The sequence below is a fragment of the Hydrogenophaga laconesensis genome (assembly GCF_031457235.1).
Lineage (GTDB): Bacteria > Pseudomonadota > Gammaproteobacteria > Burkholderiales > Burkholderiaceae_C > Hydrogenophaga > Hydrogenophaga laconesensis.
Map to the genome: position 1 here is coordinate 865,286 of NZ_JAVDWE010000001.1, position 17,413 is coordinate 882,698.

17 protein-coding genes are annotated in these 17,413 nt (G+C 67.4%); 1 reads left to right on the forward strand and 16 read right to left on the reverse strand.

Annotated elements, in window-relative coordinates; genetic code table 11:
* Positions 1 to 7: 7 nt before the first annotated feature.
* The 15 genes from J2X09_RS04180 to J2X09_RS04250 are packed head-to-tail and all read right to left on the reverse strand — an operon-like array spanning position 8 to position 16,084.
* Entirely contained in the window at positions 8 to 1,219 is a 1,212-nt protein-coding gene (locus J2X09_RS04180) for a CoA transferase (RefSeq protein ID WP_204731869.1), read from the reverse strand.
* Positions 1,220 to 1,243: 24 nt separating this feature from the next.
* Positions 1,244 to 2,917, reverse strand: coding sequence for an acyl-CoA dehydrogenase family protein (locus J2X09_RS04185; RefSeq protein ID WP_310307490.1), 1,674 nt, complete (start codon positions 2,915 to 2,917; stop codon positions 1,244 to 1,246).
* On the reverse strand, positions 2,914 to 4,236 hold the full coding sequence (locus J2X09_RS04190; RefSeq protein WP_204731870.1) for a phytoene desaturase family protein: 1,323 nt from the start codon (positions 4,234 to 4,236) through the stop codon (positions 2,914 to 2,916). The genes J2X09_RS04185 and J2X09_RS04190 overlap by 4 nt, the downstream gene beginning before the upstream one ends.
* Positions 4,233 to 5,135, reverse strand: a complete 903-nt coding sequence (locus J2X09_RS04195; RefSeq protein WP_204731871.1) for an HpcH/HpaI aldolase/citrate lyase family protein — start codon at positions 5,133 to 5,135, stop codon at positions 4,233 to 4,235. The genes J2X09_RS04190 and J2X09_RS04195 overlap by 4 nt, the downstream gene beginning before the upstream one ends.
* A gap of 5 nt (positions 5,136 to 5,140) precedes the next feature.
* Positions 5,141 to 5,986: an HTD2 family dehydratase gene (locus J2X09_RS04200; RefSeq protein ID WP_204731872.1), complete on the reverse strand. Its 846-nt coding sequence runs from the start codon at positions 5,984 to 5,986 to the stop codon at positions 5,141 to 5,143.
* Complete coding sequence (locus tag J2X09_RS04205) at positions 5,983 to 7,509, reverse strand: 3-hydroxyacyl-CoA dehydrogenase (protein WP_204731873.1); 1,527 nt, start codon at positions 7,507 to 7,509, stop codon at positions 5,983 to 5,985. Before J2X09_RS04205 ends, J2X09_RS04200 begins: the two co-directional genes overlap by 4 nt.
* A gap of 4 nt (positions 7,510 to 7,513) precedes the next feature.
* Entirely contained in the window at positions 7,514 to 8,284 is a 771-nt protein-coding gene (locus J2X09_RS04210) for an enoyl-CoA hydratase-related protein (protein WP_310307495.1), read from the reverse strand.
* Entirely contained in the window at positions 8,284 to 9,078 is a 795-nt protein-coding gene (locus J2X09_RS04215; RefSeq protein ID WP_204731875.1) for an enoyl-CoA hydratase/isomerase family protein, read from the reverse strand. Before J2X09_RS04215 ends, J2X09_RS04210 begins: the two co-directional genes overlap by 1 nt.
* Before the next feature lie 2 nt (positions 9,079 to 9,080).
* Positions 9,081 to 10,283, reverse strand: coding sequence for an acetyl-CoA acetyltransferase (locus tag J2X09_RS04220; protein WP_204731876.1), 1,203 nt, complete (start codon positions 10,281 to 10,283; stop codon positions 9,081 to 9,083).
* Positions 10,284 to 10,286: 3 nt separating this feature from the next.
* Complete coding sequence (locus J2X09_RS04225; RefSeq protein ID WP_204731877.1) at positions 10,287 to 11,765, reverse strand: hydroxymethylglutaryl-CoA synthase family protein; 1,479 nt, start codon at positions 11,763 to 11,765, stop codon at positions 10,287 to 10,289.
* 30 nt (positions 11,766 to 11,795) lie between these two features.
* Positions 11,796 to 12,689: an alpha/beta hydrolase gene (locus J2X09_RS04230; RefSeq protein ID WP_204731878.1), complete on the reverse strand. Its 894-nt coding sequence runs from the start codon at positions 12,687 to 12,689 to the stop codon at positions 11,796 to 11,798.
* The gene (locus tag J2X09_RS04235) at positions 12,686 to 13,429 is read right to left on the reverse strand and encodes an SDR family NAD(P)-dependent oxidoreductase (protein WP_204731879.1); all 744 of its coding nucleotides are present in this window, start codon (positions 13,427 to 13,429) and stop codon (positions 12,686 to 12,688) included. Before J2X09_RS04235 ends, J2X09_RS04230 begins: the two co-directional genes overlap by 4 nt.
* 2 nt (positions 13,430 to 13,431) lie before the next feature.
* On the reverse strand, positions 13,432 to 14,268 hold the full coding sequence (locus J2X09_RS04240) for an enoyl-CoA hydratase/isomerase family protein (RefSeq protein WP_204731880.1): 837 nt from the start codon (positions 14,266 to 14,268) through the stop codon (positions 13,432 to 13,434).
* 26 nt (positions 14,269 to 14,294) lie between these two features.
* Entirely contained in the window at positions 14,295 to 14,792 is a 498-nt protein-coding gene (locus tag J2X09_RS04245) for an aromatic-ring-hydroxylating dioxygenase subunit beta (RefSeq protein WP_204731882.1), read from the reverse strand.
* The gene (locus tag J2X09_RS04250; protein WP_310307500.1) at positions 14,789 to 16,084 is read right to left on the reverse strand and encodes an aromatic ring-hydroxylating oxygenase subunit alpha; all 1,296 of its coding nucleotides are present in this window, start codon (positions 16,082 to 16,084) and stop codon (positions 14,789 to 14,791) included. Before J2X09_RS04250 ends, J2X09_RS04245 begins: the two co-directional genes overlap by 4 nt.
* A 115-nt stretch (positions 16,085 to 16,199) precedes the next feature.
* On the opposite strand from J2X09_RS04250, the gene J2X09_RS04255 reads away from it, so the two are divergent.
* Positions 16,200 to 16,520, forward strand: coding sequence for a 2Fe-2S iron-sulfur cluster-binding protein (locus tag J2X09_RS04255; RefSeq protein WP_204731883.1), 321 nt, complete (start codon positions 16,200 to 16,202; stop codon positions 16,518 to 16,520).
* Between the two features lie 10 nt (positions 16,521 to 16,530).
* Here the strand turns inward: J2X09_RS04255 and J2X09_RS04260 are convergent, their stop codons facing one another.
* Entirely contained in the window at positions 16,531 to 17,412 is an 882-nt protein-coding gene (locus J2X09_RS04260) for an acyl-CoA thioesterase (protein WP_204731884.1), read from the reverse strand.
* Between the last annotated feature and the right edge of the window lies 1 nt (position 17,413).

The window sequence follows — 17,413 nt, forward strand, 5'->3', positions numbered from 1 at the left end:
ACTGGCGCTAGACGATGCCCCGCGCCCGGAGGCCGCCGTACTGGGCCTGGGTGATGCCCAGCAACTCGGACAGCACCTCGCCTGTGTGCTGGCCCAGCGCAGGCGCAATGCCCGCCGGCAGGCGATCCATGCCGGAGAAGTTCAGCGGCAGCCCGGCGGCCAGGTGCGGCCCGACCCCTGGCTGATTGATCATGCGAAACATCGGATTGGCCGTGGAGCAGGCTTCGTCCTGCGTCACCAGTTGGGTGAGGGTCTGGTACTTGCCCCAGCAGGCGCCCTGCTTCGTGAGCGCTTCACTGGCCTGTGCGAAGCTGTGGCGCGACATCCAGGCGTCCACGAGCGCAGCCAGCTCCTTGCGTGCCTGGAAACGGTGGCCCTCGAGGTCCAGGTTCAGGCCGAGGCGCTCGCCCAGTGCCTTCACCGCCTCGTGCAGCCCCATGGCTTCACAGATGGCCTGCCATTGCTTGAGCGTCAGGCCGACCACGATCAGTCGTTCGCCATCGGCGGTCTTGAAGTCGCGGCCGAAGGCGCCGAAGAGCTCGTTGCCGTGGCGCTCACGCTGGTGGCCCAGCTGAGCCTCGGCGATCAGCCCCAGGTGGCTCACGGCAGCCAGCGCCACGTCTTCCAGCGGCAGTTTCACATGCTGGCCCTGGCCGGTCTTGAGCCGGTGGCGCTCGGCGGCCAGCAGGCCGACCGCCGCCATCTGGCCGGTGACAAGGTCCCACGCGGGCAGGACGTGGTTGACCGCTTCCTGCGTCGCCGCGCCGCCCTCATCGCCGGTGATGTACGGAATGCCGACGCGCGAGTTGATGGTGTAGTCCACCGCCGAGCCGCCGTGCCGATCGCCCTGCACGGTGAGCTGGATGAGGTCCTGCCGCCGTTCCCGCAGCTTGTCGTGATCCAGCCAGCCGCGCGGGGGAAAGTTGGTGAGCAGAATGCCCGCGTCCTCACCCGGTGCGGTGATCAGGTCCATGGCGATCTCGCGGGCCTCCGGCTTGCCCAGGTCCAGCGCGACAGAGCGCTTGGACTTGTTCAGGCCGCACCAGAACAGACTGACATCGTCGTGTGTCACCGGCCAGCGCTTGTGGTCCAGCCCTCCGCCCAATGGATCGATCCGAATCACGTCGGCCCCCATCTGGGCCAGGGTCATGCCGCCCAGCGGCGCCGCGACGAAGGCGGCGGCTTCGACAACCCGCATGCCGCTGAGGATGGCATTCATGGCAGCAACTCTCCAGAAAAGGGGTCAGGATTTGAGCGCATCTTCAAGCAGCGTCCGCCCGATGACCTTGAGCGCCAGCGTTTCCTCCGCGCCTTCGAAGATCGAAAGCACACGCGCATCGACAAAGTACCTGCTCACGGCGCTCTCTTCCGCGTAACCCATCCCCCCGTGCAGCTGCAGCGCTTCGCGCGTCACGATCTCGGCGGAGCGGCAGGCCAGCAACTTGACCAGGCTGGCCTCCATGCGCCCCCCGCCCGCATTGAGCTGTTCGGCGATCGTGTAGGCCAGCGTGCGGCAGGCTGCCAGCCTCGCGGCCATGCGCGAGAGCTTGGCCAGCGTGAGCGCGTAGTCTTGCAGCGGCGCGCCGAACACCTTGCGGTCGGCCGTGTAGCGCATCGAGGCACGCAACGCCGCGCGCATCACACCGCAGGCACGCGCCGAGGTCTGCATGCGCCCGCCCACCATGCCGGCCATGGTGAAGTAGAAGCCTTTCCCCAGGCCACCCGCCTCGCCGATCACGTTGGCGTCGGGCACGAAGAAGTTGTCGAATGCCAGGTCGAAGGAATGCATGCCGCGGTAGCCGATGGTGGGAATCGCCTTGCCCGTCAACCTTCCGCCACCGGGCTGGCAGTAGTCGAATGCATGGCCGTCGTACGACGGTTTTTCCACCAGCAGCACGCTCAGGCCACGGTAGCCGGCGGCGCGATCCGGGTCGGTTCGAGTCACCACCATCAGCAGTCCGGCCTTGCCCGCGAAAGTGCACCAGGTCTTGGCACCGTTGAGCAGCCAGCCGCCTTGCGTGCGCGTGCCCTTGAGCGCCAGGCTGGCCACGTCGGAGCCGTAGTCGGGCTCCGTGATGGCGATGGCACACAGCGGGTCGCCCGCCGCGATGCGCGGCAGCCAGACGGTTTTCTGTTCGTCCGTGCCGCCACTGATGAGCGCGCGACTCAGGATCTCCGGCCGCGTGATCAGGCTGCCGGCCGCCGCCAGTGAAGCCTCGGACAAGGCCTCGGTGACCACCACCATCATGGTGGCGTCTTCGCCGACGTCGGGCCCGGTACCGCCGTGCGACTCGGGAATCGACAGGCCGAACACGCCCATGTCCCGCATGGGCTGCAGCAGCGACTCGGGCACGGTTTCGTCGTGCCGGTGGATGGCCTCGGCCTGGGGCGACACCACGTCGGCAGCGAAGCGCCGGAACGCGTCCTGGGCCATCACCACGGCGTCGTCCAGCGTCACGCTGCCCAGTTCCACCGCATCACCCGCCGCCACCAGCGCACGGCCGGCGGTCTTGAGCGCCGGTGCTCCGCAGGCCGCACCGCGCAACGAAGCCCATCGGGCGTCGGCACCGATCTCCTGCAGGGGACCGAGCGCCAGCCCCAGCTCGATGTACAACGCCTCCAGGCGCGGCAGCAACGCGGCGATGGCATCCACCGCGAAGATCAGGGCGAGGCGCGACTGAAGCGCATCGCCATCGAGCCGCGCCAGTGCGGTCTCGGCAGCCAGCAGATCGGCGCTGGCCCAGGCGATCTCGAAGGTCGCTACCTGATGGTCGTCCAGACGAGCGTTGTCGAGCCCGCCGTGTGGGGCACACGCCTTCGCGAGCATGGTCACGCCCTGCTCGAACAGCGGTCGAAGGCGAGCCAGCAACGCGCGCGCGTGCGCGACCTGCGATGGCAGTTCAGCAACGACCGTCACGCTGCCACCACCGCACGCGCGCTGTCCAGGTGCGCCTCGGCCTGTCGCGCCGCCTCGCGACCGGTGTAGGCACACGCCTGGGTGCCCCCATCGCCGTAGTCTTTCACCGCGTCGCCCACATGCCACAGGTTGGCCAGGGGTGTGGTCTGCGGCATGTCGAAACCGGCGCAGGAGCGCTGGGCTGGCCAGCCATCCCGCATCACGCGGACCGACAACATCCTGGCCTGAGCAAAACCGGGGAATTCGTCGCGCAGGTCCTGCAGCGAGGCCTCGATTTCGGTCTTCTCGTCGAAGTCGCCGATGGCCGGACGCGGCACGGCATAGGCCACGTACTGGTACCAGCCGGCGGGCGCGAGCTCCGGACAGGTGGCCGTGAGTTCGCCCATGTTGCACAGGCGCCGCGTCTTGCCGAAGGTGACGAGGCCGGGCACGTCCACCAGGCGCTGCTGGGTGGCGAAGTTGATGACGATGTTGGCCGATGGCCTGGGCGCGGTGCGCGCGAGCTGGATGTAGTCGGCACCGAAGGCATCGCCGCCGGGCAGGTCCACGGTGGCGCGCGGCCCGATGTTGCTGATGACGGTGCGGGCCTGCACGCGCGTGGCCACGCCGCCCCTGGTCACCGTCACGCCGGTAGCCAGGCCGTCCTGCGTGTGAAGCGCCATCACCGGCGCGTCGAGCCAGATGTCGCCACCGGCCCTGCGGATGCCATCCGCCAGATCATTCCACAGGCCGACGGTGCCGCGCGGGCAGAAACCGAAGCGCTTGAACGCACCCTTCACCGCGAAGTAGGTGAGGAAGGCGCGCGCGGGCACTTCGTCGTCATTGGCGGCGAAGATGGCCGCGCACAGGTTGCGGAAGATGGCATGCACCGTGTCGTTCTTCGTGTACTGGCTGAGCCACTCCCGGGTGCTCATCTTGGCCTCGGGCAGGTCGCCCGCGCGCGCGTCGGCGAATTTCGATCCGATCTTGGCGGCCTGCCTGGTGAAGGTGCCCAGCAGCATGCCCCAACCGCCCTTGGCGACGTTGATGACCTTGCCGTCGATCAGGAACACGGTCGCCGGACTGGGCTCCCGGATGTCCAGCGGCACGTTGAGCAGGCCGAAGGTTTCCTCGAAAACGCCACCGCGCTCGATCGCAATGGCGCCGATGTTGACGGTGAAGCCGTCGATCTGTTCACTGGAAGCGCGGCCGCCGACGCGGCCGAGACTCTCGACGACGAGCACCTTGCGGCCGGCGGCCACAAGGCGCGCTGCCGCGCTGAGTCCGCCAGCGCCTGCGCCGATCACGATCGCGTCGTACACCGTGCCGTGTGTGTTCATGGGTTTGTCTCCTGTGGGGTGGAAAGGGGAGCAGTGGCGATGCGGCGCAGGATTTCCCGTGCCCGCACCACCACTGGCAGATCGACCATCTTCGAGCGGTACTCGGCAGCACCCCGCCCTTCGCGCTCGGCGTTTTCAAAGGCGTCGATGACACCTCGCGCGTGCTCGATGTCTTCGGCGGAAGGCGAGAAGCCGGCGTTCATCACCGCCACCTGTGTGGGATGGATGCACAGGCCCCCGACGAAGCCGAGCTGGCGCGCGAGACGGATGGTCTGGGCAAAGGCATCGGCGTCACCGTAGTCGGCGATGGAGCCAGGAAAACCGAAGGGAAGGATGCCCGCACGGCGGCAGGCAAACAGCACCAGCTGGTTGGGCAGCATCAGCGCGTCGCGCACCGGCGCCATGCCTGCGGAAACAGAGAAATCCTCGGGGCCCAGCATCATGCCCAGCATGCGCGGCGTGCTGCGCGCAATGTCATCCAGCGCGGGCAGCGCCTGAACGTCTTCGATCAGCGCCAACAAACGGGTGTGCCCCTGTCGCAGGCCCTTCTGTGCCTCAACGCGGTCGATGCGGTGCACCACCTCGTGCACCATCGCGGCGTCGTTGACCTTGGGCAGCACCAGCCCGCGCACGTCGGGGCCGACCACCGCCTCGATGTCGGGAATGGCAAGCGCTGAAGGCTGGTTCACCCGCACCAGCACCGGGGTGCCCCGCCCCGCGATGGCGGCCGCCGCACCAGGCACGGCGGCCCGCGCCTGCGCCTTCTGCGCCAGCGGCACGCTGTCTTCCAGATCGAGCACACAGGCATCGGCGCCGCGCGCATGCGCGCGTTCGACAAAGCGCTCCACATGCGCGGGCACGAAAAGCATCGAACGCCAGATCGGATCCTGTTCGCCCATGGGAGTCATCCGAGCGTGGCACGTGCCACCATGCCGACCTGGCCTTGTGCATCCTGCGTCCAGAGCTCCACCATGTCGCCCTCGGCGGCGGCGCAGAGCTGCAAAGTGTCGGTGTCGAAGGCGGGGCGCAGCGCGCGAAACGAGAAGGCGCGCACCGGCGCGCCGGGCCGAGCGCGTTCCAGCAGGTCCAGCAGCGCGGTGGCCAGCAGCGGGCCGTGCACCACCAGTGCGGGGTAGAACTCCTCGCGCACCGCGTAGTCGCGGTCGTAGTGGATGCGGTGGCCGTTGTAGGTGAGCGCGGAAAAACGGAACAGCAGCGCAGGGTCGGGCTTCAGAACGGCCGACCACTGCGCGGCTCTCGTGGCCTTCTCGCCCGCCGGCAGCGGCGCGGGCCCGATGGGCGCTTCGCGGTAGACGATGTTCTGCTCTTCGCGGATGCAGACGCGACCATCCTGCGCCAGCACGTGGTCCACGGTCACGAAGACCAGCGGGCCGCTGCGGCCTTCCTTCAGGTCCACGCTCCGCACGGTGGAGGTCTTGCGCGCGGGCGCACCCAGGCGCAGCGGGGTCTCGCATTGCAGCGAGCCGGCGGCCCACATGCGACGCGGCAGCGGCACCGGAGGCAGGAAACCGCCGCGCTGCGGATGGCCGTCGACACCGGTCGCGGCGCGCGCGGGCGTCTCCAGAAAGTACAACCAGTGCCAGGGAAGCGGCAACGCCTCGCCCGCCGCCGGCGGTGCGGCGCGGTCCAGCAGGCCGCTCAGGGCGGCGGCAGAAAAGGGTTCCAGCGTCTGCTCGGCCACCTGTTCGCGGCCGACCCATTCGCGCAGGTGGTGAAGGTCCATGCTCATGCGCGCGCCGCCTCGGGTGTGAGCAGCGACACGCCCAGCGCCACGCGACGCACCAGCCATGGACTGGGGCGATAGCGCGGATCGCCGGTCTCGGCCTGCATGCCCTGCAGGATTTGAAGAATGCGCGCGCCACCGATGCGGTCGCCCCAGGCCAGCGGGCCATGTGGGTAACCCAGCCCCAGCTTCACCGCGTCCTCGATGTCGGCGACGCTGGCGATGCCACGCTGGGCAATCTGCGCGGCGATGTTCACGATTGTGGCGAGCACCCGCTGTGCGATGAAGCCCGGACTGTCGTTGATGATGCTGACGGGCACACCGTCGGCGGCCAGCAGCGCCCAGGCGGCGTCGCGCACGGTGGTCGAGGTGAGCGCGGTGAGCATGAGCGTGCGGCGCAGGGCCAGAGGCACCAGAGGATCGACCGCGACCACGCGCGTGGCGTCCAGACCGAGCGCGGCCGCGGTGTGGCTGGCGTCGCCACCCCAGGGTTGCACCACGCACAGATCCGCGTGCGCGGCGTCCTGGCCCAGCGCCGCACCCGCACCCGCCAGCAACGCCGCGAGCCCGTCATGACCACTGGCGCCCGGATCGATCCAGACCGTCAGGCCCGTGGGCAGCGGTGGCACGGGGCGCGACGGCGGGGCGCGGCGCGTGTCGCCGTCGTAGGCGTACCACCCCTCGCCGGTCTTGCGGCCGAACAGGCCGGCGGCGACGCGCGGCGCGACCAGCGAAGACGGCCGAAAGCGCGGCTCGTGCTGGAACTGTTCGTAGATGGAGGCCATCACCTTGCTGGAAACGTCCAGTCCGGTGAGATCGAGCAGCTCGAACGGCCCCATGCGGAAACCCACACCTTCGCGCAGCACCTCGTCCACATCGGCAGGTGAGGCGACCTGCTCTTCCAGGATGCGCAACCCCTCCGTGTAGAGCCCGCGCCCAGCGTGATTGACCAGGAAGCCGGGCTGGTCGGCCGTGACCACTGCCCGGTGACCGGCGCTGCTCACCAGATGGCACAGCGTGTCCACCGTGGCGGGCGAGGTGCGCAGCGCCGCGATGACTTCGGCCACCTTCATCAGTGGCACCGGGTTGAAAAAATGGAGACCTGCCACCCGCGCCGGGTGGCGGCAGGCGGCGGCGATGTCGGCCACGGTCAATGATGACGTGTTGCTGGCCAGCACGGCGGTATCGGCCACCACCGCCTCCAGTGCGCAGAACAGCTGGCGCTTGACCTCCAGGTCTTCCACGATGGCTTCGATCACCACGTCGCAGTCGGCCAGATCGGCCATCTGCGGGCAGGCCAGCACGTTTTCACGGATGGCACTGAAGGACCCGGCGGTGAGCCGGCCTTTCTCGACACCGCGACCGATCATCCCGAGCGCGAACTCGACCGCCTTGGGCGCCGCACCGGGTGCCGCGTCGAAACAGCGCACACGGTGACCTGCCTGCGCGAACAGTTGCACGATGCCGCGCCCCATGGCACCAGCACCCACAACGCCCAGGGTGATGGGTTTCACGTTCGTTGAATTCATGAGGTCATTGGCCCTTGAAGTCGGGCTTGCGTTTGTCGAGGAAGGCGCGCATGCCTTCGGTCTTGTCGGCGGTGTCGAACAACAGCAGGAATTCGCGGTTCTCCAGCGCGAGCGCAGCGTCCAGCGGCAGGTCCGCACCCTGCCGGAGCACGCGGCGCGTGGCCTGCAGGGCTTTCGGCGGCATGCGCGCGGCCTTGCGCGCGAGTTCGGCGGCACGCTCCAGCGCCTGTCCTTCGGCGGTGAGTTCCGCCACCAGACCCAATTGCCAGGCCCGTTCGCCGGTGATCATTTCCCCGGTGAGCAGCATCAGTGAGGCCATCTGCTTGCCCAGCGTGCGCACCAGCCGCTGCGTGCCGCCCGCACCGGGCATGATGCCCACCGCCAGTTCCGGCTGGCCAAAACGCGCACTGGGGTCCGCCACGATGAAGTCGCACATCATGGCCAGCTCGCAGCCCGCGCCCAATGCAAAACCGCTCACCGCGGCGATCGTGGGTTTTCCACAGCCGGCCACGGGTGCCCAGTACTGCCCCAGGTCGATGCCGGCCACGTCCTGCGCGCCTTTGTCCACCAGCAGGTTCAGGTCGGCGCCTGCCGCGAAAACGCCACTGCCGCCGGTGATGACGATGGCGCGCACCGTTTCGTCGGCGTCGAGCGTGCGCACCGCCTGAGCAATGGCCGCTCGCATGGTGAGGTCGAGCGCGTTGCGCTTCCCGGGCCGGTTGAGTACGACGGTGCCCACGGCGCCATCACGGCGCAGCAGAACGGCTTCTTCCATCATCGCCTGACCCCCGGTCGACCGACAAAATCGGCGGTGCGCTTGTTCACATAGGCGTCGTGCCCTTCGACAAAGTCGGCGCCGAGCAGGCAGACGGCCTGGTCGTTTTCCTCACGCGCCAGCTCCTCGGCCAGCGAGGTCGACGGGTGATTCAGACGCAATTTCATGCGCGCGAAGGCCTCACGGGGCAACAGCGCGAGGTCTGCGGCCTGTGCCACCGCGGTGGCCATCACCTGGGCGTCGGCCACCAAGGTATCGGCCAGGCCGATGCGATGGGCTTGCGGCCCATGCACCGGCGCACCGTCGGTCAGGATCCGGCGCGCCACCGGCAGGCCAACACGGCGGGGCAGCGTGAGCAGTTGCCCCCAATCGGGCACCAGGCCGAGCTTAAGAAAGGGAAACAGGATCTTTGTGCCTTCTCCCACCACGATGCGGTCGCCCATGAGCGCCAGGCCCACGGCCGCGCCAGCACCAATGCCTTCGATGGCGCTGACCACCGGCACACCCGCTTCCGCGATGAGCTGACACAACAGGTGGATGTGCCGCATGCGCTCACGCGCCTGTGTTTCCGTGAGACCGACCATGCTGGGGACATCGCCACCGGCAGAGAACACCCCTTGTGCACCACCAAAGACGATGGCCCGAACCGACGCATCGCCGAGCAGCGCACCGAGCATTTCGGTGAGTTGCTGGCGCACGGCGTGGTCGATCGCGTTGCGCTTGTCGGGGCGGTTGATCAGCAGCCGCGCCACATGGGGCGCCGGGCGGTCGACCAGGACGACAGGAGTGCTCATCGTCACACCCCGTCGAGACCGACGATGGAGACCGAGCACACGTTCTGGGAGGGTTGACCACCCAGGTTGTGGGTCAGGCCGATTTTCGGGTCTTTCAACTGACGCGGACCCGCCCGGCCTTGCAGCTGCAGGTACATCTCGTACAGCATGCGGATGCCGCTGGCGCCGATGGGGTGCCCGAAGCACTTCAACCCACCGTCGATCTGGCAAGGGATGGCACCGTCGGCGTCGAATCTGCCGTCCAGGACATCGCGCACGGCCTGGCCCTCACCGGAGAGCCCCAGGTCTTCCATGGTGACGAGTTCGGTGATGGAGAAACAATCGTGCACCTCGGTCATGCTCACCTCCTGTGCCGGGTTCTGGATGCCGGCTTCGGCATAGGCCTTGCGCGCGGCGACACGGGCGGTGTGCACGTAACTGCCATCCCATTCGTTCGAGTGCATTTCCCAGCCATTGGAGACGGCGACCTGCAGCGCCTTGAACGTGACGAGATCGCGTTTGCCCAGCGAACGGGCGATCTCGGGCCGGGTGACGATGACCGCGGCAGCGCCATCGGACACGCCCGCGCAGTCGTACAGGCCCAGTGGCTCCGCGATGATGGGCGCCTTGAGCACCTGCTCTTCCGTCACGGCCTGGCGGAAATGCGCCTTGGGATTTTTTGCGCCATTGGCGTGGCTTTTGATCGAGACGCGCGCGATCGCACGCTTGAGCAGCGCGGGGTCCACGTTGTGCTTGCGCTGGTAGGCCGACGCGAGTTGCGCGAAATTGGCCGGGGCCACCGCATTGGGGTACCACTGGGGGATGTAGGTGCCGACGGCCGACACCGGCAAGCCCCCGTAACCGGTGTCCTTGAGCTTCTCCACGCCGAGCGCGATGGCGATGTCACACGCGCCCGCGGCCACGGCATACACCGCCGCGCGGATCGCCTCGGAGCCCCCCGCGCAGAAGTTCTCGACCCGCGTCACGCCAATGTTGGGCAGGCGCAGTGCAATGCCCATGGGCGTGCCACCCCGGCCGGTCCCCACGTCGTCCATGTGGGTGGAGAACCATGCCGCGTCGAGTTGCCCGGGCGAGATGCCCGCATCGGCCATGGCCTCGTTGTAGGCCTCGACCATGAGATCTTCCGGACTGGCGTCCCAACGTTCGCCGAACTTGCTGCAGCCCATGCCGAGAATGGCGACTTTGTCTTTGATACCGATGGCCATGGCTTACTCCTTCGATGCGGTGTGGGCGGCACTGGAGGCCACAGGCGTGGCCTTCCAGAAATAGCGCGTGAAGCCGCGCAGTTCGTCGATGTCCTTGATGCGGAACACCATCTCGACCTCGGTGCCCGAGGCGACGTCGCCCTTGGCAACGTCGGTGAACTCCATCAGGATGCGGCCACCGCCTTCGAAGTCGACCTGGCCGTACTGGTGCGGAGGTGCGCGGTGGAACGACAGCGATTCGGCCGACCAGCTGAGCACCTGGCCGCGCCGCTCGGCCAGCTTGTGGGGTTTCTGTGTGTCCTGCAGCGGCTTGCCCTGGTCGTAGGAAATCCGCGATGGCGGGAAATGCACGGTGCCGGTGACCTCGCAACGTCCGGCCACCAGCCCCAGGAGGGCGGCGCGGTGGCGGTAGGCCGTGCTCAGCGCGGTCTTGCGGTCCTGCTCGCCACGCATGCCCCGTTCCAGACGGAGTTGCTCCTTGAACGACAGGAACTTGGTGTAGTTCTTCTCCTCGACTCCGCGCGCCAGCCAGCCCGACACGCCACGCGCGGGCCGGAAGGCGGCGATCGCCGGCGTCACACGCAGCACGATGGCCTGCGCGCCGCCGCCGAACTGCGCCAGCAGGATGTGCTGACCCGGTTGCGCGCGTTCGAGCACCGCAGCGAGCATCAACAGCGCGTGCGGCGTGCCGGTTTCGCCCACCGTCGCGGCGAGCGAATCGGCCACCGCCTCCGCCCGGATGCCGCAGGCCTTGGCCAGCTGGGCGTCCATCCTGGAGAAGGTGGTCGGGAAGATGAAATGGTCCACCGAGCCGGCATCGACACCGGCAGACTGCAACGCGCGGGCGATGGCGCGCGGGCCGATCTTTCCGATGCCTTCGTCGCGCACCCAGCGCTCCTCCCAGTGGTAATCGATCTCCTCACCGGCCATGCGGAAGTGATCCACGAAATCAACCGTGATGGTTGCGCCGCCAAGGTACTCGGCGATCACGTTGTCGCGGCCGATGCTCAAGGCGGCCGCGCCGTCACCGTAGTCCAGTTCCTGTGAGCTGGCCGGACGGGTCTTGCGGTGATCGGTGGCGATCACCAGGGCGTCGCCGTCGCGCGCATTCACCCGGTCCATCGCACCAATCACGGCGGACAACGCAGCGCTGGGAGAACCGCCCATGTCCAGCGCCTCCACCCCATCGTCCAGCGTGAGGGCTTCGCACACCACGCCGGCGTTGAGGCGCTCGGCAAATGGCAAGGTGCTGGAGACCAGCTGCACGCTGCGGATGTGGCCACGGTCGTCGCCCGCGCCCAGGCAATCGCGCGCGGCGGCCACGGCCATGGTGATGCTGTCTTCGTCCCAGTTGGTCATGGAACGCGTGCCCTTGCGGCCCGCGAACTGCGGCGCGTACCAGGCGTTGGCCTGCGCCACCGCCTGGCGGCTCAGGCGCAGGCGGGGAATGTAGCTGCCGTAACCGGTGATGCCTGCTGTCATGTGTCTCTTTCTCCGTGATGGTCGCGGCGCTCAGGCCGGAAGGTGGCGCCGCAGGAAGCGGCCCAGTTCGTCGATGGCCGCGCGCGCTTCGGGCAGTTGCGCCGGGAATTGCTGGAAGACGTGGATCATGTGGTCCCAGACCTGCAAGGTGGCATCCACACCCGCCTCTCTGGCTCGCGCCACGAAATCACGCGAGTCATCGAGCACGGTCTCGCGATCCCCCACCTGTGCCAGCAACGGTGGCAAGCCACGGAGCTCGGCAAACATCGGTGAGACCAGCGGATCGGCGGGGTTGCCTTCCTTGCCCAGGTAGTTACGGGCCATGGCCACGATCATGGGGCGCTGGTGGATCGGATCGCTGTCGGCGCGCGTACCGTAGCTCGCGCCCGAGGCGGTGAGGTCGGTCCACGCCGACATGAGGACCGCAGCGGCGGGCAAGGGCTGGCCGGCGTCGCGCAGACGCAGCAACAGGCTCAGTACCAGGCCACCGCCAGCGGAGTCGCCCGCGAGCGCAACGTGCTGTGCCTCGAAGCCCTGGTCGGCGAGCCACTGCCAGGCGACCCACGCATCGTCCAGCGCAGCGGGATAGCGGTGTTCGGGCGCGAGACGGTAGTCCACGCCCAGCACGCGGCAATTCGAGGCAGCCGACAAACCCGCCATGAGTTCGCGGTGCGACACCAACGAACCCACCTGAAAGCCGCCACCGTGAAGATAGAGAACCCCATGTCGGGGGTCTGCACCGGGTGCACTCACCCATTGGGCCTTCACGCCCCCGGCATCCACATCCTCGATGGACGCGTTCACCGCTGCGCCGCCGAACAGCGTGTCCCAGTCCTGGCGCATCTGCGCCACGGGGGTGTCGCGTTTCCAGCTGCCATACACCTGGCGAACACGCTCGATGACCTGTTCCACGGCCGCGCTCATGCCCCGCACCCCATGCCGCCGGACACCCCCAGCACCTCACCGGTGACATAGCCTGCCTCGGCCGAGGCCAGAAAGGCCACCGCCGCCGCCACGTCCTCCGGCGTTCCCAGGCGGCCGGCGAGTGTGGCGCCGGTCATGGCATTCAACAGCTTTTCGCCGCCTTGTTCGAGCGCCTGGCGCAACAGCGGCGTGTCGATCGGCCCGGGTGCGATCACGTTCGCCGTGATGCCCTTGCTGCCATTCTCGCGGGCGATGGAACGGGTGAAGGCGATAACACCCCCTTTGGCCGCCGCGTAGACCGCACCACCGCGTGAGCCCAGACGGCCGGCCTCCGACGCGATGTTGATGACACGGCCATAACCGGCCGCCTGCATGGCAGGCAGGGCTGCGTGTGTGGTGGCGAAGACGGATTCCAGATTGATCGCGATCAGACGGCGCCAGTCGTCGGGTGTCGTCTTCGTGAAGAAGGCATGCTGATCCACCCCGGCGTTGTTCACCAGGATGTCGACCGGGCCATGTTCGTTCAGGACCGCAGCGACCTGCGCGAGGTCCGACACGTCCAGCTGCATGGCCCGTGCACGGATGCTGTCCGCCAGCGTACGTGCCGCATCGATATCCAGATCCGCGATGGTCACCAGCGCGCCATCGGCCGCCAGCCTGCGCGCAATGGCCGCACCGATGCCCTTGGCACCGCCGGTGACGAAGGCCTTGCGGCCGGCTAGAGGATGGGGGGTGGCCATGCTCAGCGACCCGTGAAAGTGGGCGCGCGTTTCTCGATCACGGCAGCCAGGCCCTCACGCGCGTCGGCCATGCCGGAGAGCTGGGCCTGCATGCGGTTCTCTTCGGGCATACATGCGTCCACGCTCGAACCCAGGCCATTCCACAGCAGTCGCTTGGTACCCGCCAGCGCGGCCGGCGCGCCCCCAGCCAATTGCTGCGCCAGCGCCAGGGCTTCACCCATCAGGGCCGCGTCGTCCACCACACGCGTGATGAGGCCCATGTCCAGCGCCTCCTGTGCCGTGATCACCGGGTTGAGCATCAGAATCTCCATCGCCTTGCGAAGCCCGACCAGGTGGGTGAGCGTGACGGACACACCCGCGTCGGGCACCATGGCGACGCGCGTGGCACCTGCCAGAAATCTGGCCGAGGTGCCCGCCACGACGAAGTCGGATGAACACACCAGACCCATGCCGCCGCCACCGGCCGCGAAGCCCTGCACCGCGCTGACCACCGGCGCGTTCAAGCGCATCATCATGGAGGCGACGATCTGCAGATAGGACGTCGCCATGCGGATGTAGTCCGGCAGGGCCTCGCCCCTGGAGAGGAACGTGTGCACATCGCCACCGGCACAGAAGTTCCTGCCCTCGCCCGTCAGCAGCACCGCCCGCACACGGCCATCGCCGTGCGCCGCCGTCATCACCTCGTGCAGACCCTTGAGCATGGCCAAGTCCAGACCGTTGGCGGCTTCGGGCCGGTTCAGGCGGATGTGGGCCACGCCGTCGGCGTGCAGCGCCAGCAGCGCCGGGCCTTCGCCGATCAACACCTCAGGGATTGGCGTGTTCTTGTCTTGTGTTGCCATGTGTGTGTCTCCTGCCAGGCCCGTGGCTAGATCAGAAAGGCCATCGAATAGAGCGCCGTTTCGTTGTTGACCAGCACCACCTTCTTGCGCGCCATGCGCAGGGACTCGCCTTCACGTCGCAGCGTGTATTCGTTGCGCGACGCCCAGATGGTGTCGCCCCGGGCCGGCGATGACTCGAACACCATGGCGTTGGAGGTGACCAGCAGCTCGTCGCCCTCGTGTTTCAGGATTTCCACGTTGGAGACCACCCGGCGCAATCGCGACTGCGGGGTCTGGCTGTAGCGCTTGCCCGTGTGGAACTGCCGGATGCGCAGAGCAATGCGCGAGCGGTTGTCGTAGATGATCGACATCTCCTTCTCAGGATCACCGCCTTCTCCGTTGGCTGGAATCCAGTAGACGCCGTCGTCGGTCCACAGCGCCTCCCAGTCGTCGTAGGCATGGTCGTCCTGGTAGCGCGCCTCGCGGTAGATGAACTGGGTGACCTCGTCGAGCAGGGTGCGGGCATCGAGCGCCAAGTCGGTCATGCGGCCTCCATCAGGGATTTGTAGTGACGCCAGATGCCGCGCGAGGGGGTTTCATCCGTGTTGTCGCCGATGCGGAAGCCGTTCTCGTCGATCCGCTCGCGGTGCCGGCCGCGTCCCAGATAAAGCCACTCGGGATTGCTGGCCTGCACGCCCAGCTGCGTGCGCTCGTACATGGCGGCATCGTCGGCCAGCAGGAAGCCAGCCGGCCCCACCGAGCCCATCGTCTGCTGACGCAAGCGGCGGTTGATGTCGGGCGCACCCTTGAACTGGATCGCCGTGACGTGCTGCACCGTGTGGTCCACCGAGAGCGGCTGCAGCACGAAGAGCTGTATCTCCGCAATGAACAGGTTGGGGAAGATCATGATGTGGGGCGTACCGTCGATCATGATTTCGCGCGCCTTGTCCTTGCCGTAAGCGGTCTCCATCTGTGCGACGTAGGCCGGCAACCTGTCGGCCGTGGTGCCGAACCAGCCCATCGGCACGTCGCGCTTGCGGAACTCGGGCCGCAGGTCGTTTTCCGTGTGACCTTTGCCGAAATCGCGCGACACGGCGACGGAGTCGCTGTCGTACAGCGTGCCGATACCGCTCTGCGCCACCTCGAAGATGGACGCGTGCACAAACGAAGGGTGGTACCCGTCGGTCTCGTTCTCCACCAGGAATTTCCAGTTGGCCTTGACCTTGTGCTTGAGGTAACCCGCCGTCACCTCGACCTCGCCCTCCGGTGAGTTCATGCAGAGCGAATCGATGGCCCCGGCGGCCGCCCCCAGGTGCTCCAGCAGCGACTCGCCCTCTTCCGCGAACGATCCAAACACGAAGCCCCGGTGCGATGCCACCCTGGCCACCTTGCCCAGGCCGAGCCTGGAGCGATCAGCGTCCTCGTAGCCCGAAGGGAACGGGTAGCCGCGCAGTGCGCCATCGTTGGCAAATGTCCAGCCGTGGTAGGGGCATGTGAAGGAGCGCGCGTTGCCCTTTTCCGTCATGCAGACGCGGTTGCCACGATGAGGACACCGGTTGTGCAGCAGATGGATCTGGCCCGACTTGTCGCGCGTCATCAGGATGGGTTCCGGCCCGATCGACTTCATCACGTAGTCGTTGGGGTTGGGCACCTCGCTCTCGTGGCCGACGTAGACCCAGGTGCGGTACCAGATTCTCTGGAGTTCCGCCTGATAGATCGCGGGGTCTGTGTACAGGGAACCGTGCACGTGGTCATCGCGGACGAGTTCGTCCCAGCGGATCGCCGGGCCCATCGCGGCGGCGGGCGCGACAGGAATCACATGATCACAGGTGCTCAAGTTGTCTTCTCCGTGGTGGCAGGGTTGTTTCCCGTTTCCGATGGTGCAATAATAGTCCGACGAGACGGACTATGTCAAGAACGGCGACCAGCCCACAGAAAAGGAATCTGCTCCCATGCCCATCGTGACCTTCATCGAACATGACGGCACCGTCATCCGCATCGACGCACCCAACCAGCGCAGCCTGATGCAGATCGCGGTGGACAACGGCGTCCCCGGCATCCTGGGGGACTGTGGCGGCTCCTGCAGCTGCGCCACCTGCCACGGCTATATCGATACCTCCTGGGCACCGCGCCTGCCGCCCATCTCGGAAACCGAGGCCTTCATGCTCGAAGGTGTGCCCGAACCGCGCGAGACCAGCCGCCTGTGCTGCCAGCTGCGCATGAACCCCGATCTCGACGGAATCGTGGTGCACCTGCCGCAAGAACAGGTATGAACAACGGGCACTAGCCTGCGTACGCCATCAGGCACTCCTGCGTCATCGAAGCAAGCATGTGACCCTGCCGGTCGTGCACGGTGCCGATGGACAGGCCCCTGCCCGCCTGGGCACATGGACTGTGGCCATCGACGTGCAGCCACTGGTCCGCCTGAATCGGGCGGTGCAGCCAGAGTGCGTGGTTGAGGCTCGAGATGTACAGCTGACGGCCCCCCAGGTCGCGCAGATGCAAGCCCAGCGAGGCAAAGTTGAGCCACCAGTCCGAGAGGTAGGCGAACGCTGCCGAGTGCAGATGCGGGTCGCGAGGCAGTGGACGCGCAGCGCGCATCCAGAAGCGGAATCGCCCGCCCATGTGCATCGACGACAGCTGCCGCAGGGGATCGGGAATTCGAAACTCGATGCTGGGCTTGTGATCCTGCGAGTAGCCCCCCAGTCGCGTGAGGCCCCCGACCAGCGCGGGGTCAATGTCGGCCAGTTGCGGCAGATCTTCTGGTCGCTCATCGGCAGGCGCGGAGCTCGGTGCCGCGTGCTCGGGCGCATCCAGCGGCAGCGCACAGGTGACCTGTGCATCCAGCACCGTTCGGCCATTGCCCTGCGAGCCGCTCACGCGCCGCGAGCTGAATCGCTTGCCTTCCTGCAGCGTCGTCACCTCGAAGTTCACCCCCTCGTCGGGCATCGCACCCTGCAGAAAGAGAAACTGCATCATCGTGGCCTGCCGGCCGGCGGGCACGTCCTTCAACGCAGCCATCATGGCCTGCCCCAGCAGCTGGCCTCCATACGAGCGGCCGTTCAGATTGGCATCGCCATGGCGACTGCGCCAGCGGCCTTCCCCCGTAGCATCCAGCGCCAGCAGCGCTTCGATGTGCAACTCACCCCAGGCGACTTGGGCCATG